Annotated in this window: 21 protein-coding genes; 9 read left to right on the top strand and 12 right to left on the bottom strand. The window is 65.9% G+C overall.

The window, feature by feature from the left end; all coding sequences use genetic code 11:
- The first annotated feature begins 209 nt into the window (after positions 1-209).
- From AZG88_RS43120 to AZG88_RS43130, 3 genes are all read left to right on the top strand, one after another.
- Positions 210-794 (top strand): Rv1733c family protein, encoded by a 585-nt coding sequence (locus AZG88_RS43120; protein ID WP_061040758.1) that lies wholly within the window; start codon positions 210-212, stop codon positions 792-794.
- A gap of 147 nt (positions 795-941) precedes the next feature.
- On the top strand, positions 942-1142 hold the full coding sequence (locus AZG88_RS43125; protein WP_025431611.1) for a hypothetical protein: 201 nt from the start codon (positions 942-944) through the stop codon (positions 1140-1142).
- A gap of 182 nt (positions 1143-1324) precedes the next feature.
- The gene (locus AZG88_RS43130) at positions 1325-2263 is read left to right on the top strand and encodes a dioxygenase (protein WP_061701153.1); all 939 of its coding nucleotides are present in this window, start codon (positions 1325-1327) and stop codon (positions 2261-2263) included.
- 26 nt (positions 2264-2289) lie between these two features.
- Here AZG88_RS43130 and AZG88_RS43135 read toward each other — a convergent pair whose 3' ends face one another.
- Together AZG88_RS43135 and AZG88_RS43140 are read right to left on the bottom strand one after the other, a co-directional pair.
- Entirely contained in the window at positions 2290-2895 is a 606-nt protein-coding gene (locus AZG88_RS43135) for an Rv1733c family protein (RefSeq protein ID WP_025431612.1), read from the bottom strand.
- Between the two features lie 140 nt (positions 2896-3035).
- Entirely contained in the window at positions 3036-3938 is a 903-nt protein-coding gene (locus AZG88_RS43140) for a LysR family transcriptional regulator (RefSeq protein ID WP_061701154.1), read from the bottom strand.
- 74 nt (positions 3939-4012) lie between these two features.
- Between AZG88_RS43140 and AZG88_RS43145 the strand changes: the two genes are divergently transcribed.
- Positions 4013-4969 carry a DMT family transporter gene (locus tag AZG88_RS43145; RefSeq protein ID WP_005237780.1) on the top strand — a complete coding sequence of 319 codons (957 nt, stop codon included), beginning with the start codon at positions 4013-4015 and terminating at the stop codon, positions 4967-4969.
- Between the two features lie 28 nt (positions 4970-4997).
- Here AZG88_RS43145 and AZG88_RS43150 read toward each other — a convergent pair whose 3' ends face one another.
- The 3 genes from AZG88_RS43150 to AZG88_RS43160 form a co-directional block, all read right to left on the bottom strand.
- On the bottom strand, positions 4998-6044 hold the full coding sequence (locus tag AZG88_RS43150) for a GGDEF domain-containing protein (protein ID WP_061701155.1): 1047 nt from the start codon (positions 6042-6044) through the stop codon (positions 4998-5000).
- 70 nt (positions 6045-6114) lie between these two features.
- Entirely contained in the window at positions 6115-7014 is a 900-nt protein-coding gene (locus AZG88_RS43155; protein ID WP_025431613.1) for a carbon-nitrogen hydrolase family protein, read from the bottom strand.
- A 4-nt stretch (positions 7015-7018) separates the two neighbouring features.
- On the bottom strand, positions 7019-8524 hold the full coding sequence (locus tag AZG88_RS43160) for an APC family permease (protein WP_061701156.1): 1506 nt from the start codon (positions 8522-8524) through the stop codon (positions 7019-7021).
- Between the two features lie 127 nt (positions 8525-8651).
- On the opposite strand from AZG88_RS43160, the gene AZG88_RS43165 reads away from it, so the two are divergent.
- The gene (locus AZG88_RS43165) at positions 8652-9248 is read left to right on the top strand and encodes a TetR/AcrR family transcriptional regulator (RefSeq protein WP_061701157.1); all 597 of its coding nucleotides are present in this window, start codon (positions 8652-8654) and stop codon (positions 9246-9248) included.
- Positions 9249-9507: 259 nt separating this feature from the next.
- Positions 9508-12765, top strand: coding sequence for a protein kinase domain-containing protein (locus AZG88_RS43170; protein WP_061701158.1), 3258 nt, complete (start codon positions 9508-9510; stop codon positions 12763-12765).
- 158 nt (positions 12766-12923) lie between these two features.
- On the opposite strand, the gene AZG88_RS43175 is transcribed toward AZG88_RS43170, so the two are convergent.
- Both AZG88_RS43175 and AZG88_RS43180 read right to left on the bottom strand, forming a co-directional pair.
- Positions 12924-13778, bottom strand: a complete 855-nt coding sequence (locus AZG88_RS43175) for a TauD/TfdA dioxygenase family protein (protein WP_061040740.1) — start codon at positions 13776-13778, stop codon at positions 12924-12926.
- 204 nt (positions 13779-13982) lie between these two features.
- A complete protein-coding gene (locus tag AZG88_RS43180; protein WP_061701159.1) occupies positions 13983-15338 on the bottom strand; it encodes an MFS transporter in 1356 nt (451 codons plus the stop codon).
- Between the two features lie 512 nt (positions 15339-15850).
- Here AZG88_RS43180 and AZG88_RS55905 point away from each other — a divergent pair.
- Together AZG88_RS55905 and AZG88_RS43190 are read left to right on the top strand one after the other, a co-directional pair.
- Positions 15851-16303: a transposase gene (locus AZG88_RS55905; RefSeq protein WP_197488036.1), complete on the top strand. Its 453-nt coding sequence runs from the start codon at positions 15851-15853 to the stop codon at positions 16301-16303.
- A gap of 141 nt (positions 16304-16444) precedes the next feature.
- Positions 16445-17458: an Lrp/AsnC family transcriptional regulator gene (locus AZG88_RS43190; protein ID WP_061040742.1), complete on the top strand. Its 1014-nt coding sequence runs from the start codon at positions 16445-16447 to the stop codon at positions 17456-17458.
- A gap of 545 nt (positions 17459-18003) precedes the next feature.
- Here AZG88_RS43190 and AZG88_RS43195 read toward each other — a convergent pair.
- The 5 genes from AZG88_RS43195 to AZG88_RS43215 form a co-directional block, all read right to left on the bottom strand.
- On the bottom strand, positions 18004-20403 hold the full coding sequence (locus AZG88_RS43195) for a xanthine dehydrogenase family protein molybdopterin-binding subunit (protein WP_082833634.1): 2400 nt from the start codon (positions 20401-20403) through the stop codon (positions 18004-18006).
- Positions 20400-20945: a (2Fe-2S)-binding protein gene (locus AZG88_RS43200; protein ID WP_061701160.1), complete on the bottom strand. Its 546-nt coding sequence runs from the start codon at positions 20943-20945 to the stop codon at positions 20400-20402. Before AZG88_RS43200 ends, AZG88_RS43195 begins: the two co-directional genes overlap by 4 nt.
- Positions 20942-21811, bottom strand: coding sequence for an FAD binding domain-containing protein (locus AZG88_RS43205; protein WP_061701161.1), 870 nt, complete (start codon positions 21809-21811; stop codon positions 20942-20944). The genes AZG88_RS43200 and AZG88_RS43205 overlap by 4 nt, the downstream gene beginning before the upstream one ends.
- Entirely contained in the window at positions 21811-22194 is a 384-nt protein-coding gene (locus tag AZG88_RS43210) for a hypothetical protein (RefSeq protein ID WP_061701162.1), read from the bottom strand. The genes AZG88_RS43205 and AZG88_RS43210 overlap by 1 nt, the downstream gene beginning before the upstream one ends.
- 301 nt (positions 22195-22495) lie before the next feature.
- Entirely contained in the window at positions 22496-23044 is a 549-nt protein-coding gene (locus tag AZG88_RS43215; RefSeq protein ID WP_082833635.1) for a MarR family winged helix-turn-helix transcriptional regulator, read from the bottom strand.
- Positions 23045-23227: 183 nt separating this feature from the next.
- Between AZG88_RS43215 and AZG88_RS43220 the strand changes: the two genes are divergently transcribed.
- A complete protein-coding gene (locus AZG88_RS43220) occupies positions 23228-24205 on the top strand; it encodes an XdhC family protein (protein ID WP_061701163.1) in 978 nt (325 codons plus the stop codon).
- Positions 24206-24309 lie beyond the last annotated feature (104 nt).

Consider the following 24309-nt stretch of genomic DNA (forward strand, 5'->3'; position numbering starts at 1 on the left):
GGACCGACTCGAAGTGGGGCGGCGGGCACCTGAGCAGCCGGACGGTGTCCAGCGAACAGTCCGATCCGCAACTCGAACCCTGAGTGATTCCGGCCTGCCCTCGGAGTGTGAGACTCGTCAAGTTTGTCCATTTCGGTTTCCCTGTTGCCTGATCAGTGGCGACACTGGTGAAGCAGACATTTAACGTGGACGAAACAATGAGGTGGATTGTGTTGGGGCGCTCGAAGGCAACCGTGGTGTACTCGGTGTCGGGTCGACCGTCCAACCCGTTCGCGCGACCTGTCGATCGGTTCGCGGCCACCCTGAAATCCGTCATCGTCGCCCTCGCGGGTGTCGCGATCGTGTTCGCCGCCGTGATCGGCACCTGGGAATACCACCAGGAGAGTGCGCGGGTCGCGCAACAACGCGCCACGACCACCCTCGTCGAGGCCGTCACCAGCGCCGACGCCCCCATCACCCTGTCGCCGCGCGGCTCCGTCCGGACCACCCCGATGGTGAAGGCGACGTGGGCCTGGGGCTCGGAGTCGCGCACCGACAGCATCGAGGTCCCCTCGGGCACGCCGGCGGGCACCGAGAAGACCATCGCCGTCGACGACGACGGAAACTGGGCCGGCCCGAGGATCACGACCTCCGACGTCGTCAGCGCCGCGGTCGCGGCAGTGCTCATCACCCTCGCCGCGAGCGCGCTGCTCCTGGGTGCGGTGTGGGCGATGTTCTCCCGCGCCGTCGAACGCCGCCGCCAGCAGTACTGGGACGAGAGCATCCGCAGGCTGTTCGCGACCTACAGTCGCTGACCCTCCGTAGGCCCGGTTCGACACGGCCTCGTACCTGACCTCACGCGGATGTGAATCCGCTTCGGACGACACCCGATCGCTGTCGTGTGTCGGTTTCGGTGGACTCACTCCGGGCTATTCAGTTGATGCCGAGGAAAGGTGGGAGCCATGTCCGACAGGGATGCTTCTATATTCGAGAGCGAACGCGAGCTCGACGAAGAGTCCGTCCGTAACGCACAACGGACCGTCGCCCACCACTCGATCGATGCCGAAGACTGCCGGATGCTCCTCGCTGCGCTCGGCATCCCCCTCGTGCGCGATCACGACAACGAGACGGTCTCCGGCACGGCCGGTGCCGAATCCCTGTGACCGACACGTCTCGCTGAGGCAGCGCAGGCGACCGCCGCTGGGCGACAGGGCGTTTGGTGCGTGCTCGAATCGGTGACGTGGGCGGTTCCGTTCACAGCGACTCCACAGCGAAGCTCGAGGGTGCCCGCACCGGCGACCGCTTGTATGGGATGTAACCCCGAACAGCCCATGGAGAGGTCCTCATGACGAACAGCCCGCGTCACCACGCCGACGAAGTGCACGAGCACGACCGCGGCCTCAGTCACGACCTGAAATCGATGTTGTCGCGTCGCCGCGCACTGTTCGTGTTCGGCGCGGCGGGTGCGACCGCGCTCGCCGCGTGCTCGACGGCGGGATCCACGGCGTCCTCGTCCTCGTCCTCGACAGAGGCGGCCGCGACCACGGCGGAGGCGGTGAGCGACGACACGTGCGTGGCGGCGGCCCCGCAGGAAACGGCCGGACCATATCCCGGCGACGGGTCCAACGGCCCGAACGTGCTGGTCGAGTCGGGGATCGTGCGTCAAGACATTCGCAGCAGCTTCGGTGCGTACTCCGGGACAGCGGAGGGTGTCGCGACGACGATCGAACTGAACCTGCAAGACCTGACGAAGGACTGCGCGGCCGGCGAAGGAATGGCCGTCTACCTGTGGCACTGCGACCGGGACGGCGAGTACTCGCTCTACGGCCAGGGCGTCACCGAGCAGAACTACCTGCGTGGCGTTCAGGTGGCGGATTCCGCGGGCAGGGTGTCGTTCACGTCGATCTTCCCGGCCTGCTACTCGGGACGCTGGCCGCACATCCACTTCGAGGTGTTCGACTCACTGGAATCTGCGGTGGCGGGCGAGGACGCCCGGTTGACGTCCCAGATCGCGGTGCCGCAGGACGCGTGCAGCACGGTCTTCGCCTACGACAGCGGCTACGCGAACAGCGTCGGCAACCTGTCGAAGGTCTCCCTGGACTCGGACAACGTGTTCGGGGACGGCTGGGATGCCGAGTTGGCCACCGTGTCGGGCGAACCTGCCACCGGTATGACGATCTCGATCACGATCGGTGTCGCCGAGAAGTCGGCGAACACGCAGTCTGCGCCGAGCGGTCCCGGTGGGGGTGGCGGACAGCCGCCGAACGGGGCACCCGTCCGGTAGCCGTCGAGGCTCGGTTCCGTCGGCCGTCAGCTGACGTGCCACCCGGGTGGTCTGTCGAGTTCGTTCCATTCGCGGGTCAGCTGAGCCTGCTGCCGGCGGGACGCAACCCAGTGGACGACGAGGAAGAGGAGGCAGTAACCGCCGGCCGCGGTCACCCAGATCCCGCACGCGACGCTCACCGCCGTGGCGGCGTTCTGCGAACCGGTCTCCGGCGCCGCGACGAGACCGCCGTTCGGATCGAGCCAGACGGTGACGGTCTGACCGGCCTTCGCGCCCGACTCGGTGGGAACGTCGGCGGTGTGTGTCTGCCCGTTCGCCGACCACTGCACCCGTGCGTGCGCTTGATACTGGGGTGCGGCCGGCAGGGGTTCTCCCGTGGTCCCGGTGCGGGAATCCTCGACGAGCTTGGCGGGTGTCGGGTGGTGGGTGGCGAGTTCGGCCTGCGTCTGCTGGTCCAGTCGCGAGTACGTCTCGGTTCCGACGGCCGCGGCCAGCGGAACCATCAAGAGCACGAAGAACACCCCGATGAGAACCATCGCGGATCGGAGCCGGTCGCACCCCCGCATGAGCGGGTTGCGGCTCCATGGACCCAGACGCCACAGGCGTATCGGCGCTGCACACGTTTCGCTCATCGCGCACCCCCTCGGGTGGTTGCCCACCACCATTGTGCAACCGAAACGCCTGCACGTGTAGGGCCTTCTGGCAGGTGTTCGCACGCGCCCGGTGTTGCCGGGTCGGATCCTTCGCGACAGGTCGGGCCAGGGGGGAGCTGTCACGCACCGATGGCGGCGAAGGCTTCGGTCAGCGCCTCGATCCCGGCCCGGACCGTGGGCCGGTCGTTGTCGGCGCGGCGGAGCGCGTAGATCTCGCGCTCGAGTGTGGGACGCACCGGGACGATCGCCACGTTGTCCGGCACCCAGACGCGGGCCAGGCGTGGCACGAGAGCGGCGGCGAGGCCGTGCGCGACGAATTCGAGTTGAGCCGCGAATTCGGGCACCTCGTACCTGATATCCGGTTCGACGCCGCGGTTACGCAACGTCTGCACCAGCCAGGTGTGGTACACCGCGCCCTTCTTCCACGTCGTCCACGGCATGTCCGCGATCTCGTCGAGATCGACGTGGTCGCGCGACGCCAGCGGATGGTCCCGGGACAGCGCGACGTCGGCCGAATCCCGGTGCACCAGGGTGTGCACTGCGTCCTCGGGCAGGTGCAGCGGCATCGTGACCCAGCTGTCGACGACGGCGAGGTCGAGTTCCCGGCGCACGATCGCGGGTATGAGGTCCTCGGTCTCGCCGGCGAAGAAGGTGACCCTGAGCTGCGGGTGGCGCCTGCGCAGCGTCGCCACGGCAGTCGGCACGACCACCCTGCCTGCGGAGGAGAAGGACCCGATTCGCAGTTCTCCGACCACATCGCGGTCGAGGGAGACGACCTCGGATTCGGCCTGCGCCAGAAGCGATATCACTTCCTGCCCGCGACGGGCCAGGAGCCGGCCCGCATCGGTGAGCTGAACGCCGCGGCCCGCAGGTACCAGGAGTTCGACACCGACCTCCCGTTCGAACTTGCCGAGTTGCTGCGACACCCCGGACGGTGTCACGTGCAGGGCGCGGGCTGCGGCGCCGATCGATCCGTGTTCGGCGACAGCGCACAACGCGCGGAGGCGATCGACACTCAACATGGTAGTAATCCTACTGCTTTCATGACACGACTATTCACTTGTTGTAATGGTTGGAGCCTCGGAGAATTCTCGGTGTGACTACCGCCCTCCGTTTGCGTCCCCGTGCCCTCGTCAGCCCCTCGTTCAGCGTCGCGTCGGTGGATCCGCGACTCCTGGTTCTGGCCGGCGCGGTGGCGACTTCGCTGACCGGCAGTCTCATCAAGTTGTCCGGGGTGGAGCCGGCCACGTCGACGTTCTTCCGGTGTGTGCTGGCGCTGCCCATCCTCGGTCTCCTTGCCCTGCAGGAGTTCCGGCGGTACGGCGGGATCCCGCGCCGGGTGATCGCGGCCCAGGTGCTCGGCGGGATGATGCTCGGCGTCGACTTCGCGCTGTGGGCACGATCGATCCACCTGATCGGGGCCGGCATCTCCACCGTCGTCGTCAACGTGCAAGTCGTCGTCGTGCCACTGCTCGCGTGGGTCGTCTTCCGTGCGCGGGTGCCGGTCCGGTTCGTCGTGGCCGTTCCCTTCCTGTTCGCCGGTGTGGCTCTCGCCGGCGGAATCCTCGGCGGCAGCGGCGACGGCGACCAACTGTTCCTCGGAACTCTGCTGTCGCTGGCGGCGGGCGTGGCCTACGGGATCTACATCTTCGTCATCGGCCGAGCCGGGTCTGCACACCGGGCGTCGTCGCAGGTCTTCGTGTCGACGATCGCCGCGGGCGTCGTCGGGACCGCAGTGGGATCACTGTGGGGAACGGTGGACCTCACGCCGGGATGGCCCGCGCTGGGATGGTTGGCGGCACTGTCGCTGAGCAGCCAGGTGCTCGGCTGGGTCCTCATCGGATTCGCCCTGCCGCGGCTCGCCGCCGAGGTGGGCGCCACATTGCTGCTGCTCCAGCCGGTCCTGGCGATGCTGTTCTCCATCGTGATCGTGCACGAGCGTCCCAGCATCGGGCAGTTCGCCGGCTGCGCGCTCGTCGTCGCCGCGGTGTGGATGGTCACCCACGTGAAGCCGGCGGACCGTCGTCCGGTGACCGCGCGAATCGCCGAATGACTCGGAGTGCGGCGTCTGCCCGGGCGTTTCACCCCGTTCGCAGTGTGGGTTCGTCGGCGGGCGGGTCGGGTGGGTGCTGTCGCTGCTTCGCCGTGTACAGCTCGCGGTCGGCGGTTCGATAGAGCGCGGTGAGTGGGTCGGCCTCTCCGGTGCACGACGCCGCGCCGAAGCTGAACGGGGTAGGGCTTTCCCGGGCGAGTTGCGCCATCGCGCCGGGCAGCTCGGCGTGGTGCTCGCCGACCACGCAGGTGACGAACTCGTCGCCGCCGACCCGGGCGAGAAGGGCGCCGCTGGGCATGCGCTCGGCGAGGTAGTTCGCGAGGTCGACGAGAACAGCGTCGCCCGCGGCGTGGCCGTAGTGATCGTTGGTCGACTTGAACTGGTCGACGTCGATGAGGACCAACGTCACGGAGACCTGTCCGGTACCCGCGCTTTCGAGGGCGTGCCGGAACGCGAGCTCGAAACCGGCGCGGTTGAGCAGGGCCGTCAGTCCGTCGGTGCTGGCCGATTCGATCAGGGTCCGGGTGAGGGATCCGAACATCTCGGCCGCACCGAGTACGCAGGTGACGGCCACGACGAGAACGGCGGCCTTCACGGTCACCGTGTCCACCTCGACCGGCACCAGCGTGAAGGCGGTGGGTGCGACGACGACTCCGACCACCATCAACCCGGTGAGGCATCCGACGAGGAGCCGCGACTGCCGTTTCGGGTAGAACACGACGAAATACATCGCCAGGAACATCGCCGCGATCGCGCAGAGCAGTTGGGCGACGGCGAGAACGAGACCGGACATCACGATCGGTGTGGCGAGCAGTGCCGCCGCCGTGCAGACCTGGTAGGCCCGTCGGCTCGGCCTGCGGCCGCCCCGGTGCAGCACGACGAGTGCGAACACTCCGAGAACAACGCCGGCCGTGCGAGCGGCGACGGTCTCCGGCCGGATCGACAACCCGACCATGGGAGGGAGGACGAAGCCCGCCAGGTGCAGCGCAGTCGTGATCCACAGGTAGCGGCGCAGGATGCGCGGCTGATAGTCCTGCAGGACCGTGTCGACGGACGACGCAGCGAGGGGCCTCACTCTGGCAATTATCCAGGACCGGTCCCGGAAGGGGCGGGTCTCTCGTGACCGCCCCTTCCGGGAGGGCGGGTCAGCTGGGCGTGGACGCCGCGATCGGCACGGCGGTGTCGTGCCACGGAGGCGTGTGGATGCCCGCGCCGCCGTACATCGGGAGTCGGATCCCTTCGCCGTACCGGGCGATCTGGTCCCAGGGGCGGTTGAGGCCGAACGTGCCGTAGGTGCGGACCCGGGTCACGGCGTCGAGGTCGAGGGTGTCGACGAGCACTTCTTCGCCCGACCCGGCCTGCTGGCGGATGATGCCCTCGGGGTCGACGACGACGCTGGCACCGACTGCGGCCGGGTCGGCGCCGTTGACGTTGACGACGTACACCTGGTTGGTCCACGCGTTGGCGCGGGAGCAGACGAGTTCCATCTCGCGGTCGCGGGTGGTGGTGAGGGTGGGTTGGATGATCACTTCCGCGCCGAGCCAGGCCAGTTGGCGTGCGGTCTCCGGGAAGGAGCCGTCGTAGCAGATGGCCAGACCGATCCGGCCGGTGCCGGGAATGTCGAAGACGACGAACTCGCTGCCGGGCGCGGTCTGCTCGTAGGGCTGCCAGGGGAAGACCTTGCGGTAGCGGGCCACGACCTCGCCGAGAGGTGATATGGCGATGGCGGTGTTGTAGATCTTGTCGTCGTCGCCGCGCTCGTAGAGGCTTCCCGGGACCAGCCACAGGCCGGTCTCCTCGGCGAGTGCGCAGATCCGGTCGATGTGGGGGCCGGCGAGTGGCAGTGCCACCCGGTCCATCCAGTCGGCGCGGGCCTGCAGGAGGGGTGCCTCCGCGGCCAGCACGAGTTCGGGGACCACGACGAGTTCGACGTGCGGGAAGGTGTCGCGCACGGCGCGGACCTGGTCGGCGAACCGCTGCCAGGTGGCCTCCACATCGAACGGGATCGGGGCCGTCTGGATGGCGGCGATGGTCAGTGTGCGCATGGGTTCAGTCCTCTGTGACGGTCAGTTCGGTGACGGCGGTGCGGCCGTCTCGGAAGAAGCGGCGGAACCGGGTGCGGACCAGCAGCATCGCCACGGCGCCGACGGCGATCGAACCGACACCGAGCAGGAACACCCCGCCGATGCCGTGGAACGAGGTGGCCCCGTAGTCCGGGTCGAGCATGTCGTGGGCGCTGCGCGCGAAGGCGGCGAGCATGATCGTCCCGCCCAGTGCGGGCAGGATGCCCCGGAGGAACAGGTCGCGCGGGGAGTTGTTCAGGCGGTGGCGGAAGTACCAGACGCAGGCGAGACCGGTGACGCCGTAGTAGAACGCGATGAGCAGGCCGATCGAGAGGATCGCGTCGCCGAGGAAGTTGCCGGAGACGAGCGTGAGGGCGGTGAGCAGGACCGCGGCGGTCGCCCCGAAGAACACGGTGCCGAACGCGGGGGTGCGGTAGGTGGGGTGAATTCGGGTGAAGGTGCGGGGCAGTGCGCCGTGGGCGCCCATGGAGAGGGTGGCGCGTGAGCTGCCGATGACACAGGTGAGCAGCGCCGAGATCGCCGACACGCAGATGGCGAGTTCTACCACCTTCGACAGGCCCGCGCCGAGTACCGGCGGCCCGAGCGTGGCGAGCACGTCTCCCGCGTTGTCGGGATTGCCCAGGCCCAGCCCGTCGGTGCCGATGCCGGCGAAGCTGATCGCGGCGAATCCGGTGAAGAGGTACGTGCCCAGCAGGACGAGGGTGGAGATCACCGCGGCCTGACCCGGGATGCGGTCGCTGTCACGGGTTTCCTCGTTGACCGTGATCAGCGCGTCCCAGCCCCAGTAGATGAACAGGCACAGCAGCACCGCCTCCGCGAAGGGGCCGAAGCCGCCGAACGCGAACGGATTGAGCCAGGACAGGCTCGGTGCGGAGGCGCCGGTGCGGGCGAACGCGGCCGCTCCGAACCCGAACAGGGCGACCAGTTGCAGCCCCAGCAGCACGTATTGCACGGAGGCCGCGAGTTGCAGCCCGCGGTAGGCGATGGTGGTGACCGCTGCGACGATCAGGACCGCGGTGACGATCACCGCGACGTTGTCGGACGCCAGCGAATCCAGGCCGAGCAGGGTCAGGAGGTACCCGGCTCCGACTCGGGCGAGTGCCGTCATCGCGATGAGAGTCGCGATCTGCACCACCCAGCCGCCGGACAGCCACCCCGTGTGCGGACCGAACGCGCGGGTGGTCCAGACGAACGTGGTGCCGCAGTCCGGCATCTCCCGGTTCAGCTCGCGAAAAGCGAACGCGGTCAGGAGGATCGGCACGAATCCGAGAAGTAGAGCAGCGGGTGCGAGGTTGCCGACGACCATCGTCACGAAACCGAGCGTGACCGCGATGCTGTAGGCCGGCGCGACCGAGGACAGGCCGAGCGCGACCGCGGCGAGCAGACCCACGGAGCCGCCCCGCAGTCCCTTCCCGGTGGGTGCTGGCGGTGGGTCGAGACTCGTCTCGGCGTCGGTGGGATTGGTCGACACGGTGGCTCCTGAGATCGGATCGGATTCTTTAAATAGAAATTTAAGAACAGTGTGATCTACCTGTCAATACCTGGGCAGGTATTGTCTAAATCTCCATATAGAAACCGGGAAGAGCGGAGCGAGGGCAGTGGCGCGGAAGAAGGATCAGGGGGCCCGCCGGGCCGAACTCGGTGAGGCCGTCCAGCGGGCGGTGCTCGCGCGTGGACTGGAGGGCCTGCGTCTGCGTGACATCGCGGAGCAGGCCGGGGTCACCCCTGCGGCGGTGCTCTACTACGGCGACCTGGACGCGTTGATCTACGAGACGTATCAGCGGGCCATCGAGCGGTTCAGTCAGGAGCGCGAGCGCGTCGCCGACCAGTTCCCCGACGCGCGCGACCGCCTCCGGGCCTGCATCGACCACGGCGTCGCGAGCGGGCCGGACGACGAACTGGTCCGACTGCTGTTCGAGTGCTGGCCGAGATCGCTGCGCGACGCCAAGGCGGCGGCCCTGGACAGTTCGCTGACCGAGCGCCAAATCGCCGTCTACTACGGCATTCTCGTCATCGGTGAGACTCAGGGGCACTTCACGCTCACCGACCCGCCGCGCCTGCTCGCAGCGAACTTCGTGGCCATGGAGGACGGTTACCAGATGGAGGTGCTGGCCGGACGTCGCAGCCGCGCAGAGGTGATCGCCAGCCTCCACTCCTACGCGCGCGCGGCCACCGGCCACGATCTGAGCGGCTAGGCCGAGTACGGGAAACTGGGAGTAACAGATAGGTTGGACGCGCGTCGCCAGGCCCGGCCGCCGAGCACCGACAAGGAGCCTCCCATCAAGATCCTGCAGAACGTCTCTTCTCCGGACTAACGACTGCCAGTGGATTTCGGAGAGGGCGGTGGTGTCCAGGCTCGAGCGTTGCAGCGATATCCTGGTAGGACGTTTTCGTGAGGTGAGCGCCGTGCTGCATCGTCAAGGGTGTCTCGGATCGGGTGAATCGGCGTAGCCGATGGTTGATGCCGATCCGTACCGGACACAGCGCGCGGTGGATGCTTCAGTCACAGCGGAGCTAGCAGCCGCCGGGCTCGAAGACGCCCAGGAAATCGGCCGCGGTGGCTTCGGCGTTGTCTACCGGTGCATCCAGACTGAGCTGGACCGAACGGTCGCGGTGAAGGTCCTCACCGCCGACATGGACGCGGAGAACCGGGCACGATTCGTCCGGGAACAGCAGGCGATGGGCAGGTTGACCGGCCACCCGAACATCGTCCCTGTCCTGCAAGTCGGTGCCACCGCCACCGGCCGCCCCTACATCGTCATGCCCTATCACCCGCAGGATTCCTTGCAGGTGCGGATCCGAGACCACGGTCCCCTGCCATTGGGCGACGCGCTGCGGCTCGGAGTAAAGCTGGCCGGCGCGGTGGAGACGGCGCACCGGCTCGGCATCCTGCACCGCGACGTGAAACCGGCGAACATCCTGCTCACTGACTACGGCGAACCCGCGCTGACCGACTTCGGTATCGCGCACATCTCCGGAGGATTCGAGACGGCCACCGGCACCGTGACCGGCTCGCCGGCATTCACCGCGCCCGAGGTGCTGGCAGGCGATCCGCCGACCTCCAGTTCGGATATCTACGGTCTCGGGGCGACGCTGTTCTGCGCGCTCACCCGCCACGCCGCGTTCGAACGGCGCAGCGGTGAACAGCTGGTTGCCCAGTTCCTGAGGATCACAACACAGCCGGTGCCGAATCTACGTGAGCAGGGAATCTCCGCCGATGTGGCGGAAGTGATCGAGCGGGCGATGTCGGCGAATCCGCACGACCGCCCGTCCGCCGTCCAGCTCGGCGACGAACTCCGCGAGATCCAGCTCCACCGAGGATCTGCGGCCGACGCGATGGCCCTGCGAGGCGATACGGGGTCCGCGCCGCGGAAACTGCCGAACTCTGTCGTGCAGCGCCTGACGATGGCGCGCACCGTCGGGGACGTCAAGACGAACATTCGCCTGGAACTCACCAGTTTCGTCGGCCGACGGAACGAGGTGACAGAACTCAAGAACCTGTTGTCGGTGTCCCGTTTGGTGACGCTCACCGGGATCGGTGGCGTGGGGAAGACGCGTCTGGCGTTGCGGGTCGCGACCATCACGCACCGCGATTACGCCGACGGAGTGTGGCTCGTGGAGCTGGCCGAGTTGCGGGACGAGTCGTTGCTCGTCGACATGGTCGCCGCCTCTCTCGGATTGGGTGATCACTCGGCCAGGCCGTTGCTCGAGGTGCTAGTGGAATTTCTGGTGCCGCGCGAGCTGCTGCTGGTCTTCGACAACTGCGAGCACATCCTCGGCGGGGTCGCGGGGTTGGCCGAGACGCTGCTGCGGACATGTCCGGGATTGCGAATCCTCGCCACCAGCCGTGAGCCACTCGGTATCGGCGGGGAATCCCTGCTCCGGGTGCCCCCGCTCACTGTCCCCGACCCCGACCGACCGCCCTCCCTGCAGGGGCTGCCCAGCTACGATGCGGTGACCTTGTTCGCCGATCGCGCAGCCGCAGCTGTGCCCGGATTCGAGCTAACCGAGGACAACGGTGTCGCGGTCGCCGGGATCTGCCATCGACTGGACGGATTGCCGCTGCCGATCGAACTGGCGGCGACACGGTTGCGGGCGATGTCGCCCGAGCAGATCCTTGCGCGGCTGACCGACCGTTACACGCTGCTGACCCGCGGCAGCCGAGGCGCACCCTCTCGTCAGCAGACCCTTCGGCTGTGTATCGATTGGAGCTACGATCTGTGCACCCCGCAGGAGCAACTGTTGTGGTCTCGGCTGTCCGTTTTCGCCGGTAGCTTCGAACTCGATGCGGTGGAACGGGTCTGCGGGATGGGCCTGGCATCGTCGGATCCGCTTGACGTCGTGGCCTCCCTGGTGGACAAATCGATCGTGATCCGGGTGGAATCCGGCTCGGCCGTGTGCTTTCGGCTGCTCGAGACCCTGCGCGAGTACGGGCATGAGAAGCTCCAGGCCACCGAGGAGTATGTCGAACTGCGTCGACGGCACCGCGACTGGTATGAGCAACTGACCGCCGAGGCTGAGGCCGAGTGGATCAGCTCCCGGCAACTGGACTGGATCGCACGATTCGAGCGAGAACAAGCGAATCTACGGGAGGCGATGGAGTTCTGCGTGTCCGACAGCCCCAACATCGGACTTCGCATCGCCGCGAGCTTGCTCCCCTTCTGGCTCTCCCGGAGCTTGCTCAGCGAGGGGCGGTACTGGCTGGGCCGCGTCCTTGCACACCTGCCAGCTGAGCCGACCCTGGAGCGGATCAAAGCGGTGTACGCCTGCAGCGTGCTGGCCGAATTGCAGGGCGACCTCTCCGCGGGGGCCGCACTGGTGGAGGAGGGCCGCAGGCTGGCCGGACAGACGACCGACGCGGTGAGCCATGCATACATCGAGTACGCGGACGGCCTCCTCGCCCTTTTCCGGGGTGATCCCACTCGCGCCTGCGCGCGACTCGAAAGCGCCGGCGCCGTTTTCCGCACACAGGAGGACGTTTCACACGTCGGGGTCCTGCACCGGCTGGGGATGGCCTACGAACAACTCGGCGAATCCCAGCGGGCGAGTGACTGTTACGAACAGATCGTCGCGATCACACGGGCGCACGGTGAATCGATGTACCAGTCGTTCGCGCTCTGGGCCATGGGCGATGCAGTGTGGCGCCACGGTGATACCGATCGGGCAGTTCGGCTACTCGAACAGTCACTGCAGTTGACCCGGCGGGTGAACACCCCGCGCACCGCCATCGCGTGCCTCGAGACACTGGGCTCGATCGCCGCCGAAGCGCATGACGCGCGACGCGCGGTCATCCTGATGGCGGCCGCCGACGAACTCGGACGCACCGTGGGCAGCCCCACGGTGGGGTTTCCCCAATTACTCGTCTCCCGCGAGGAGTCCGAACAGAGAGCCTATGGAGCGCTCGGCAAGAGCTCCGTGGAGGCGGCGCGCCGAGAGGGTCGGCGCTTGGGCTTTGACGCCGCCATCGCCTATGCCCTCGGCGATCGGCTCCCGGACGCGTCGCCTGATACCTCAGTGAAACTGACCAAACGTGAACGGCAGGTTGCCGAACTGATCGCCGCCGAGGGCCTGACCAACAGGGCGATCGCCGCACGACTGGTGATATCGCCCCGCACTGCGCAAGGTCACGTGGAGCACCTACTCACCAAACTCGGTTTCACCTCCCGCGCGCAGATCGCAGCGTGGGTCGTCGAGCAGGACCGGCAACCATGACAGAGGGAATGGCGAATGAAGACGGAGACGGGGATTTCCTCGATCCCTGCCCCGGTAGATATTCTGCAGTTGCGGATCTATCTATCCGCGCCAAAGCGAGGAGGGGATGAGTGCTGCTGGGCGACCGGTGATCTGGTCGCCCAGCAGGCCACCGGGTGTCAGGCCGGGCGGTCGCCTCTGAGGGTGACGCGGTGCATGCGCCTGTAGTGCGGGTGGTAGTCGCCGACCGCGTAGTGTTGCGTCGACCGGTTGTCCCAGATCACCAGGGAGTTCGGTTCCCAACGGAATCGGACCTGATATTCCGGGGTCTTGGCGAGGCCCGTGAGCATGTTTCGTAGCGAGTCGCTCAGCTGCGGCGGAACCCCGGAGATGCGTGAGGTGAACAACTCGTTGACGTAGACGAGTCTGCGACCGGTTTCCGGATGCTTGCGCACGACGGGGTGGGTCATCGGAGGATACTTTCGGCGTGTTTCCTCGTACCGTGCTTCGCCGTCCTCTCCTTGGCGGACGACGCCGGTCAGTTCCTTTTCCCAATCGTGCACGGCCTCGAGTCCGTCGATGAGGTTCTTCATCGTCTCCGGCAGCGCGTCATATGCGGCGGTCATGCTCGACCACAGTGTGTCACCGCCGCAGGGCGGGATGTCCTGGGCGTGGAGGCAGGTCGCGGAATTTGGAGTCGCCTGCCAGGTCAGATCGGAGTGCCAGACGTCGGTTCCGGCTGCGCGACCGCGAGATTCGAGCACCTCGATGAACGGGTTTCCCGGAAGGGAGGGAAAGAATGCACTTACCTCCTGGGGGTCTCCGAACACCTTCGCGAATCGGAGCTGATCTTGTGGCTCGAGGTGCTGATCGCGAAGAAACAGGACTTCGTGTTCCAGGAAGGCTGTGCGCAGTTCGGTCTGGCACTGCGGTGTGATCTCGTCACGAAGATCCAGGCCGTGGATGAATGCCCCGATGGTTGGTGTTGCGCGTTCCAGGGTGAATGTTTCATAGCGTGATTCATTGCTGCTCATAGGGTTTCCTTCCGTCAGCGTGTTATCTGTTACTAGATGGGGCGAATTCTGTGCCGCGGCGGGCGGAGCCTGAACCCCTAGAGCACAGGACGGTGAGCACCCCTTCTCTGAGAGGTTGTTCTTTCAGGAGCAGTGGGACCCGATTCAGAGTTCGCTGTCATTGTGAGTGCTTCCGTGCCCGAGAGGCGACGTCCATGAGGGGTATCACTCCGAGTAGGTGGGAGTGCGGAGCCCGCTCACGTTATCGGTGCCGATTCCGCTGTCGGCTTGCGTGTCTTTTTTCCGGTTCGTCCGTCCGAGCACCAGTACGCAGACGAACGACGTTGCTGCGGTGACGAAGACATACAGGGAAATGGAGATGGACGCATGAGTTGCGCTGAGTAGTGTGCCGGCAATGAGAGGCGCGATAGCGCTGCCCAAGAGGTTGCCGAGGGTGGTGGCCAACGACAGCCCGCTGTAGCGGACTCGTGCGTCGAACGCCTCGGAGAAGTATGCCGGCTGCAGCGCCCACGGGATGTATACGGCGATGGTCGCGGCGACGTAGCAGACAGCGATGAAGCCGTACGAGCCCGAGTCGAGCGCCCAGTAGAGGGGGAAGACGAGAGAACCGATGAGGGCAAGGCCCAGCAGGAAGAGCCGTTGCCGGCCGAACCTGTCGGAGAGCGCACCTGCGATCGGGGTGACCACAAATCCGACCGCGGAGGTGACGATCACCAGAATCAGCATGGAACTTTGGCTCAGGCCGCCTGCCTCTTGCGTGTAGACGAAGTTGTACACCGTCAGGAGGTAGAAGAAGATGCCCGGCGACAGGCTGGCGCCGGCGACTAGGAGGACCTGCTTCGGGTGTGTGCGAAGAACTTCGATGATGGGCAGGCGCACGACCGCGTGCACATCCTTGACCCGGTCGAACTCCGGGCTCTCCGCGACCTGTACTCGGATGATCAGTCCGGTGATCACCAGTACCGCACTGAGCAGGAACGGAACACGCCACCCCCAGGCCATGAAGTGATCATCGGCCATTGCATCGAGGGGTAGGTACACGGTCATCGCCAGGATCAGTCCGACCGCCACCCCCGCCTGCGGCCAGCTGCCGAAGAAACCACGTCGGCTATTGGGTGAATGCTCCGTGGCCATGAGCGCAGCGCCACCCCATTCGCCGCCGAGCGCGAAGCCTTGCGTCAGTCGCAGCAGCACCAGCAGCACCGGGGCGAAAGCGCCGATGGTGGCATAGGTCGGCAGCAGGCCGATCAGCACGGTGGCGACGCCCATGATCAAGATGGTGACGACCATCATCGATTTTCGGCCCACCCTGTCCCCGAAGTGACCGAAGACGATGGCTCCGATCGGGCGGGCGACGAAGCCGGCGGCGAAGGTCGAGAAGGCCAGCAGTGTTCCGATGGCCGGGTCGAAGCTGGGGAAGAAGTGATGGTTGAAGACGAGCACCGCTGCGGTGCTGTAGATGAAGAAGTCGTACCACTCGATGGTTGTGCCGATCAGGCTCGCTAGCGCGACCTTCTTCGGCGAGCCTGCGCCCGCTGGTCGTGCGACTGCACCACCCATATTGTGCCTCCCGGCTATTTGACGAACATGCGATCACGCGGCGCGTGAACCGCGTGGCGAATCAGAGCGTTCTAGGGAGCCTCTGTTTCTGAATAACGAGCACAGTTGCAAACCTGCAAATTACTTAAGTGGTCAATATCTTAACGCTGAGGCTAGTTGTGCGCAAGCTCTCATTTCTTAAAGTTTGAGCCCTCAACCTGCTGTTATGTCGAACCCGAGGCCGCAAGATTCAGGCACTGAGTGACAGATGAAATAGAGCGGAAAATGGATTCCCCCGCCCGAAACGCCGCTACACACCTCGGCGGAATCAGCCACGCATGGCTCGCACGAAGAAATAGACCGTGCGCACAGTTAACGATTTACACTCGTGGGCGGAAAGCAAGAGAAATCCACGTGGGATTAATTTGCGAAACATGGTCAGCGGCAAGCTGGCACACCACGAACAGAAAGGTCCGCAGAGATGCGGATCCTGACAGGGTTGCCGGCACCCACCCAAGCCGCGGGGTGCGATCGTGTGGGACGTCAGCGTGGACGCGACCATCGCGCAGGCTCACCAGCACGCGGCGGGCGTGCGCTGGGCTCCCGAGGCGCAGTCCGTGCCGCCCGGCGGGGTCGAGATCGAGCCCGCCGACCACGCGTTGCGGCGCTCCCGAGAGGGGTGGACCACCAGGACGCATCTGGCCTACCTGGCCGCAGCGGCCCCTGATCACCTCGGCCGCGTCAGCGTAGTCGTCCAGGTCGAACCGACGTCCGGGATCCCCGCTGCGCCCGTAACCGGGGGCGTCCCACGCGAGCATCCTCAGGGAACTGTTGAGCTCACCGAATTGCGGTGCGAAACTGTCGGCGCTACCACCGATTCCGCGCAGCAGGAGAGCGGGACCGGTGCCAGCCCCGACTACGTGCGCCACAACGCCCACCCGCTGTCTACCCGCCCGTTGGACGGCACCTTCCTCACCCCTGACTGATTGTGTCCACATGCATCGACCTCGACTTCGTGCGCCGGGAGTCCCGGTTGCGCAACTCGCGCTCAACCACTCTGAGTGCCGCACCTCACGAGACCTGGGTTTTGGCCGATTTCCATAATTTTTACGGCCATAATGTCCAATATGACCTCTCAGGCTGCAGCAGAACTGGACCTTGCAATTATCGGCGCGCTGCAGCTCAACCCCCGCGCTGACTGGGCGGACTTGGCGGAGGCGCTTCAGTACTCGCCGAAGACACTCGCCCGAAGATGGAAGCTGTTGTCCGAGAGCGGCTCGGCATGGATCGCGGTGGCTCCGGGCCCGACCTTCCTGCAATTCGGATGTGCCGCATGGCTTGCGATCACCTGCAGACCCCAGAGCAAGCATGACGTTGTAGAAGCCCTGATTGCCGAACCGGCAGTCGACACGGTATCGAGCACATCCGGGACGTCGGACTTCCATGTGATCGTGTTCGTGTCCAGCATTGCCGACCTCACCCGTCTGCTCACCGATCGCATCGAGGTGATCGAAGGAATCAGGTCGGTGGCAACGACGGTCGTGCTCACCAACTACACAGAAGGCGCGCGGTGGCGCGTCCAGGCGTTAGACCTGGAACAGGCCCATCTTCTCCAATTACCCCAGGCAGCGCCCACACGCAGGAAATCGATTCCATTCCTGGACGATCTCGATCGTTCTCTGCTCGGAGCTCTCGCGAAAGATGGGCGTCAAGCATGGACCACACTCGGCGAGCAATGCGATGTGACCGGACCGACCGCGCGACGCCGCGTCGAAAGACTGATCGACGGGGGCCACGTGGCCCTGCGCTGCGAGGGAGCGAACACACTTGTCGGACCAGTCGTTGAGACGACTTTCATGATCACGACCGCACCGAGCGAGTTGAACACGGTCGGCAACCTATTGAGCCGAATTCCAAAATGCCGAATTGCAAACGCCACTACCGGAACCTCGACACTCGTCGCCACGATGTGGTTTCAGACGATTAGCGAGATCGCGCCATTCGCGGCTGCACTCACGCGAGAACTTCCGTCCATCACCATTTCGGACCGGTTCATCAGCCTCCACACATTCAAGAGGGCAGGACATGTCCTTGATCAGGATGGACGAACCACCGGGCTGATCCCACGGGCCATCTTCTAGCGGGAACCGAACAACCCGTAACCAGCCGACACCCGGAGCTCTTGGGGGGTGACCGGTCATCGATCCGCTTCCGGAAGGGCAGGTCATTGACATCGGCAACCTTGTTGGCGCCCTCCTGCTCGGCGCCAACGACACCAGCCCAAACGCCACCGCCAGCACCAGCCAGTCGCTGAAGATCTCCGGTCGGCGGCGACCCGGCTCTCCAAATTGGCAGGCATGACAGGCCACAAGCTGGAGACGCGCCGCGGCACGAACTCGGGGTCCGGGCGGTGGGTTCGCAGTCCTCCAGCGGAGCTCGTGGACGGGATCCGGTGGCGGATTCGGGTACGACGTGGCGGGATGTGCCGGCCCGGTACGAGCCGTGGCACGGTGTACTTGTTCCGGTGTTGGTGGCGGGCGGGGGTGTGGATGCGGCGCCGAAGTGTCGCTGCGACGCAGGAACAGCGACGTTGCGCGTGAGGATGCCGCCGTCGGGTCCTGCTCGGGTCGACGTTCCGGTCGTCGGCGTCTGTGCCGACGACCGGTGGTCTGAGGTCCGGTTGCATTCAGGGTTGCGACAACGGCGGGAGACCGGGCACGTCGCCGGTTGAGAGTGCACGGAAGACGCGTTCCGGTGTCATCGGCAACTCGGTGAGCTGGGCACCGACCGCGTCGGCGATGGCCTGGGCGATTGCCGGGGCGATGGGGAGCATGCCGCCTTCCCCCATGCCTTTGGCGCCGAAGGGGCCGGCGCCGTGTCCCTGCTCTTGGGTGATCGAGACGAACCGCTCGGGGAGGTCCTCGGCGAGTGGGACGCGGTACAGCAGTGCCTCTGCGTTGAGAAGTTCACCGTTCTCGTAGCGCATTTCCTCGAACAGAGCCTGCGCGAGTCCCAGAACGGCGGCGCCTTCATCCTGACCGCGGCAGCCGATCTTGTTGATCACCTTGCCCGCGTCACCACTGACCACGAGCTGCAGGACCGTAACCCTGCCGGTCTCCGGGTCGACTTCGACTTCGGCTGCCGCCCACCCGATCTCGTAGAAGACACACCGGGCGGCCAAGGGTGCATCGGCATCATTGCGCACCTTGTAATAGCCGTCGGCCGAGAACTCGAACCCGGTGTGGCCGAAGAACTCCATGATCCGTTCGAACAGCGGATATACCTCGCCCGTGGGGGTGCGCACCGTCCAGTCGTCGAGCACCGCGGTGGCCGGGTCGAGGGTGAATTGTTCACCGGCCCACTCGAGCACTTGTCTACGCAGGTTCTCCGCCGCGTTCCGGACGGCCTGTCCCATCACCACCACGCCGGACGAGGCGTTGGTGCCCTGATCGAAGGGGGTGTGGTCGGTGTCGATGCGCGTGTACACGACGCGGTCGCGGCTGGTGCGCAGGACGTCGGCGACGATCTGGGACATCGCCGAGTGCCCGCCCTGGCCCATTTCGGTGAGCGCGCAATTGAGGAAGACGTCGCCGTTGGCGGTCACCTTGACCCGCGCCATCGCGGGCTTGTTGCCGCCGCCGCTGTCCTTGAGACCGACGCATACCCCCATGCCGCGGTTTCCGCTGCGATCCCTGTCGTGGTAGCCGATAGCGTCCGCGACAAGGCGAATTCCCTCGGCGAGATCGGAGTCGATCCCCGCATCCCCGGGCACGAATTCTTCGCCGAGCTTTTTGAGGTTTTTCAGCCTCAGTTCGTACGGATCGATGCCGAGTCGCTGCGCGATGAGGTCGACCTGACGTTCGCCGGCCCAGGTGGTCTGGGTGGCACCGAAGCCGCGCATGGCGCCGGCGGGCACGGTGTTCGTGGTGACTGCCTTGCAGACGGTGTCGATGTGCTGCCAGCGGTACGCGCCCGGCATGCGATAGCCGGCCTTCTCGGCCACCGCCGGACTGTGTTCGGCGTATGCCCCGCTGTCGAGGAGCACTGTGGATTGGCGGGCGATAAAGGTGCCGTCGGCCTTGACGCCGGCCTTGACGATCAGCTTCGCCGCGTGCTGCGACACGGTGAGGAAGCCCTCTTCCGTGCTCATGCAGAACCGCACCGGCCGGCCGCCGCTGAGCTGGGACAGGCGGATGGCGACCGGGTCGGCCTTCGGGCCGTTCTTCGCGCCGAACGCGCCGCCGAGCAGGGCGACATGCACCCGGATCCGGTTCTCGGGGAGGTTGAAGACGTGCCCGAGTTCCTGGCGGAGGTTGAACGGGCTCTGCGTCGCAGTCCAGACCTCGATCTGTTCGTCGGTTGCCTCCGCGACCGTGACGAACGGTTCGAGATGCATGTGGTTCATCCGGGAGAAGAGGAAGGTGTCCTCGAAGATGTGGTCGCATTCGTCCCACACCTCGGGTGAGCCTGTGCTGTACCGGAATTCGTAGCTGACATTGTGGTCGCTGCGCAGCGACGCCGACGCGCCGTTCCGGTACGGGGGCAGACCACCGCGCGGCTCGAGCGGATGGATTGTCGGCGTCGCCGGATCGAGGGCCTCGTCGACGTCGAATACCGCGGGCAGGATCTCGTATTCGACCTGAATGAGGTCCAGTGCCGCGAGGGCGGTGCGCTCATCTACCGCAGCGACGGCGGCGACGATGTCGCCGACATAGCGGACGGCGTCCGTCGCGACGACCGGCTGGTCCTTGACCATGGTGCCGTAGCACGCCAGGCTGTCGGTTTCGTTGCGGGTGAGTACCGCGTTGACGCCGTCCAGTGCCTGGGCGGCGCTCGCATCGATGGCGACGATTCGAGCGTGCGCGTGCGGACTTCGCAGCACCTTCGCGTGCAGCATGCCCGGTCGCACGATGTCGGTGTTGTAGACCGCTTTGCCGGTCACCTTGACCGCAGCGTCCGCGCGCGGCAGATCGCGTCCGGTCACTCGCTTGTCCGGAGAGGCTGTCGGCAGCGAATACACGGTGTATCCGGCGCTCGCGGCGTCGGAGTGGACGTCGTGAGTGAAGGACTCGGGTGTCGCGGTCACGCGGATTCCCCGTTCGTCTCACCGGTCAGTTCGGCAGCGCGCTCGACCGATTCGAGGATCATCTCGTATCCGGTACAGCGACAGGTGTTGGAACTGATCCATTCGCGGATGGTGCCGCGATCGGGTTGTGGGTCCTGACGCAGCAGCCCGGTGGTGAGCATCAACATCCCGGACGTGCAGAAGCCGCACTGGAAACCCCCGCACTCGGAGAATGCACGTTGCTGCGGGGACAGCGTGCCGTCGGGCGCGGCCAACCCTTCCACTGTCTCGACCGAGGCGCCGTCGATGCTGAACGCAAACGTCGAACAGGAGGCGACGGGCAGATCGTCCACGAGCACGGTGCACGCTCCACAGACCCCGCGCTCACAGGAACCGCGAACGCCGTTGCAGCCGTGGTTGTTCCGCAGGACGTCGAGCAGGATGGCGTTGGCGGCGACGCGCACGGTCTGCTTGACGCCGTTCAGGGCGAACTCGATGCAGGTGTCGAGTTCTCCGTCGGGGGCAGCGGATTGGTCGGTCTCGCGATCGGGGTACTCGGTCATCTCGTTGTCGTTCCCTTCAGCTGCGCACACGCCGCGGTGAGCAGGCGGCGCGTCAACACACGCACCAGGTGCCGGCGGTACTCCGCCGAGCCGGTGTAATCGGCACAATCGTCCGGTAGCTGCTGGGCAAGCTGCGCACTCACCTCGAGCGGATCGAGTTCGCGGGCGCCGGTATCGGCCGTCAGAGCGAATCCGTGGCGGTACTCAGATCCCGATTGCGCGCGCACCTGCAGGGTGCCGTCGGGGTTGCGACGCACCGCGAGGGCCACTGTCGCCGTCGGACGCATCGAACGCTCATATCCGAACCAGACTAGGTCGTCCGTTCGTACGGTGACGTCGGTCAACAGTCGCTCCAACGCGGATGGATTCTGCGTCCACAACGACGCGACCGGGCGGGAGAGCGCGCCGGCGTCGTAGATCAGGTCCGCGTCGAGCGCCCCGAGAAGCAGCGGCATCTCGTATCGGTACCGCCGCGCCATCAGGTTTCCGCCGACGGTCGCGGTGTAGCGGATCCGGACGGTCGCGATCGACGCCCACGCGGCCACGAGGTTCGGGATCGCGGTGCCGACGATCTCGTCCGTCGCACCCACGTGGTGGGTCACCATCGGGCCGATATGAAGTACGCCGGCCTCGTGTCTGATTGCGCGGAGCGCATCGACCTTCTGCAGCGACACCAACGTGTTTGGGGCGCAGCCCTCACGGATCTGGGCGACCAGATCCGAGCAGCCGGCGGCGATGACGGCATCCGGATGTTCGGACACGATCGCCAGGGCGTCCTCGATGGTGGTGGGGCGATGGAGCCGGAACGGGGCCATTGCGAATTGGGTCTGCGCCACCAACCCGGCGCCGAGGGCCTGGGTGCGCATCAGCGGGCTCCCCGCACGAGTGTGCAGCTCGGTCTCCCATAGCCGGTATGCATGTGGTGATTCACCCCTTGTAGGGCGCGCCGTTCGACGGCCGCGGAGACGACGTCGCGTGCGGCGCGGACGGCTACCGAACCGAATCCGGTGTAGACGAACTTACGCCGATTCCGGCCCCGAAGATGCTCACGAACCACGATCGGATCCTCACTGCCAACGCAGTCGTGGGCGGCTGGGCCGGGGAGGAACAGCACGGCAGCCAACGAGCCACGCCAGCCGAGCCTGCCGTCTGCTGGGTTCTGCTCGGGGGTCGCAACGCCGCGAAAGGGTAGGGCGGTCACTGTGCCGCCGCCCTCCGCAGTCACCGTGGGAAGGCCGCTCTTGTGCATGTGCCTCGTTCCATTCGAAAGGACAACGAATGCCGGTCCAAGAAGACTCAGCGCAAAGTATCTTTGCTATAAGATAGTTCTACGTTCCTGGCGCCCCGAGGTCAATAGCTCGGCCGCGGTCGCCGGACCGATTGCGTCGATGCCCACGGAGCCGAGGCGCAACACCCACCGAAGAGACGCAGGTCACAGCCGTAGCTGTATCGAAACACCGCCACCGACACGTCGCTGCACTACCCCAAGAACGCACGCGAGCGCGTCAGGCGACCCGGGACGTCCGCCCGAGGAGTTTTGAAGACGAGCCTTATGCGGATGCTGCGCCGAGCGACTTTGCGGCATTCTCCGATGCGGCAGCCTGTAAGGAGCCCTCGAGGATGGACAGAAGATCGGCGAGCTGCTCGCGCTGACCGCCCTCGAGACCGCCCTGCATCCGCGCCAGCTCCGCGAAGTGCGCATCCGAGACGGCGTCGACAAGTTTCCGGCCCGCGTCGGTGAGCGTCACATACACCACGCGGGAGTCGATGTCATCGCGCTCGCGCAGTACCAGGCCGGCATCCTCGAGCCGGTTCACCCGCATCGTCAGGCCACCCGTGGTGATCAAGGTCTGCTTCGCCAGTTCCCCGGCAGTGCGCCGGAACGTTGGTTCCGCACGCCGAAGGCAGGCGAGAACGTCGAACCCCGCCTCGTTCGTCCCGAACCGTTCGAACAGCTCATTGATCTGAGCCCGGTACAGCAGAAAACTCCGATGCAGCCGTCCGAAAATCTCCAAAGCCGACACGTCCAGCTCGGGACGCGCCCGAGCCCACTGCCGGATGATCTCACCGACCCCATCCACCCGATCTGATTCGGCCACTTCACACTCCAGATTCGATACGGGCACGGCGCCGCGAATCAGTCTCGCCTACCGGCGACCGACTCACCCACAATTTCAGCACTTATCTTTGCGCAAAACTATTGTACGATCCTCGCCACCACCGCGACGGCTCCCCAGTCCCGGTCGCCGGAACCGTGACGCGAACAGAATTGCGAGGCACTCGTGAACACCGTCCTTCGCGACATCCACACCGAATGGGAAGCACACCGCGCTGTCGCTGTCGCCACCGTCATCGCCACCCACGGGTCATCCCCGCGAGACCCCGGCGCCATGCTCGCAGTCCATCAGGACGGAACCGTGGTCGGAAGCATCTCGGGTGGCTGCGTCGAAGGCGCCCTCTACGAGACCGCCCTCGACGTCCTCACCACCGGCCACCCCCGAATCGAGCACTACGGCCCCACCGGCGACATCCTCGAACCCGGACTGACCTGCGGCGGATCGCTGACCGTGCTCGTGGAACGCGTAGACCGCGAGACCATGCCGCAACTCGCCGACCTCATGGAAGGGACACTGCGCGACGAAACCGTCATCCTCGAGACGGTCCTCACCGGACCGGAAGCGGGTACCCACCGCATCGCAAACGAACTCGACGCCCCCACCGGCCTGACCCCCTCCGGAACGCTGATACGCCGCTTCCAGTCCCGGCCACGGATGGTGATCGTGGGTTCGACCGACTTCGCCGCGGAAACCGGGATAGTCGGTACCCGAATGGGCTACCGGGTCACCATTTGCGATGCCCGCCCCGTGTTCACGACATCGCAACGATTTCCCGATGTCGACGAGGTCGTGTGTGAATGGCCGTCGGACTGGATCATAAGTGAGCGCAATAGAGGCCGATTCGATTCCCGCACAGTCATTGTCGTTCTCACCCACGACCCCAAAATCGACATTCCCGTCCTCCTCGAATGCCTCGACAAAACCAAATGGGCACAACCCCTCGCTTACATCGGCGCCATGGGGTCACTCACCGCCGACACCAACCGACGGCAGGACCTGGCCGCAGCCGGCCTCCGCCCAGAAAGTCTTGCCACGCTATCCAGCCCGATCGGCCTCGACATCGGCAACCGTGGGCCAGCCGAGACCGCCATCTCCATCGCCGCCGAAATCATCGCCAGCCGGTCCGCGCCAGTGTGCTCATAGAAAGATGACCCCCATCCCGGTAACCCGCGAATCTCCAGCGCCGACCAGGACCAAAACCACCAGATCGATGCGCTGCGCCGCGCCGAGGTGATCGCCAGCCTCCA

The organism is Rhodococcus sp. LB1 (assembly GCF_001583455.1).
Taxonomy (GTDB): Bacteria; Actinomycetota; Actinomycetes; order Mycobacteriales; family Mycobacteriaceae; genus Rhodococcus_F; species Rhodococcus_F opacus.

Bases quoted from the DNA above. Each gene is read 5' to 3' on its own strand.
- AZG88_RS43125 (WP_025431611.1), top strand. From the start codon at position 942: ATGTCCGACAGGGATGCTTCTATATTCGAGAGCGAACGCGAGCTCGAC.
- AZG88_RS43130 (WP_061701153.1), top strand. From the start codon at position 1,325: ATGACGAACAGCCCGCGTCACCACGCCGACGAAGTGCACGAGCACGAC.
- AZG88_RS43135 (WP_025431612.1), bottom strand. From the start codon at position 2,895: ATGAGCGAAACGTGTGCAGCGCCGATACGCCTGTGGCGTCTGGGTCCA.
- AZG88_RS43140 (WP_061701154.1), bottom strand. From the start codon at position 3,938: ATGTTGAGTGTCGATCGCCTCCGCGCGTTGTGCGCTGTCGCCGAACAC.
- AZG88_RS43155 (WP_025431613.1), bottom strand. From the start codon at position 7,014: ATGCGCACACTGACCATCGCCGCCATCCAGACGGCCCCGATCCCGTTC.
- AZG88_RS43170 (WP_061701158.1), top strand. From the start codon at position 9,508: ATGGTTGATGCCGATCCGTACCGGACACAGCGCGCGGTGGATGCTTCA.
- AZG88_RS43175 (WP_061040740.1), bottom strand. From the start codon at position 13,778: ATGAGCAGCAATGAATCACGCTATGAAACATTCACCCTGGAACGCGCA.
- AZG88_RS43180 (WP_061701159.1), bottom strand. From the start codon at position 15,338: ATGGGTGGTGCAGTCGCACGACCAGCGGGCGCAGGCTCGCCGAAGAAG.
- AZG88_RS43190 (WP_061040742.1), top strand. From the start codon at position 16,445: ATGACCTCTCAGGCTGCAGCAGAACTGGACCTTGCAATTATCGGCGCG.
- AZG88_RS43200 (WP_061701160.1), bottom strand. From the start codon at position 20,945: ATGACCGAGTACCCCGATCGCGAGACCGACCAATCCGCTGCCCCCGAC.
- AZG88_RS43205 (WP_061701161.1), bottom strand. From the start codon at position 21,811: ATGCGCACCCAGGCCCTCGGCGCCGGGTTGGTGGCGCAGACCCAATTC.
- AZG88_RS43210 (WP_061701162.1), bottom strand. From the start codon at position 22,194: ATGCACAAGAGCGGCCTTCCCACGGTGACTGCGGAGGGCGGCGGCACA.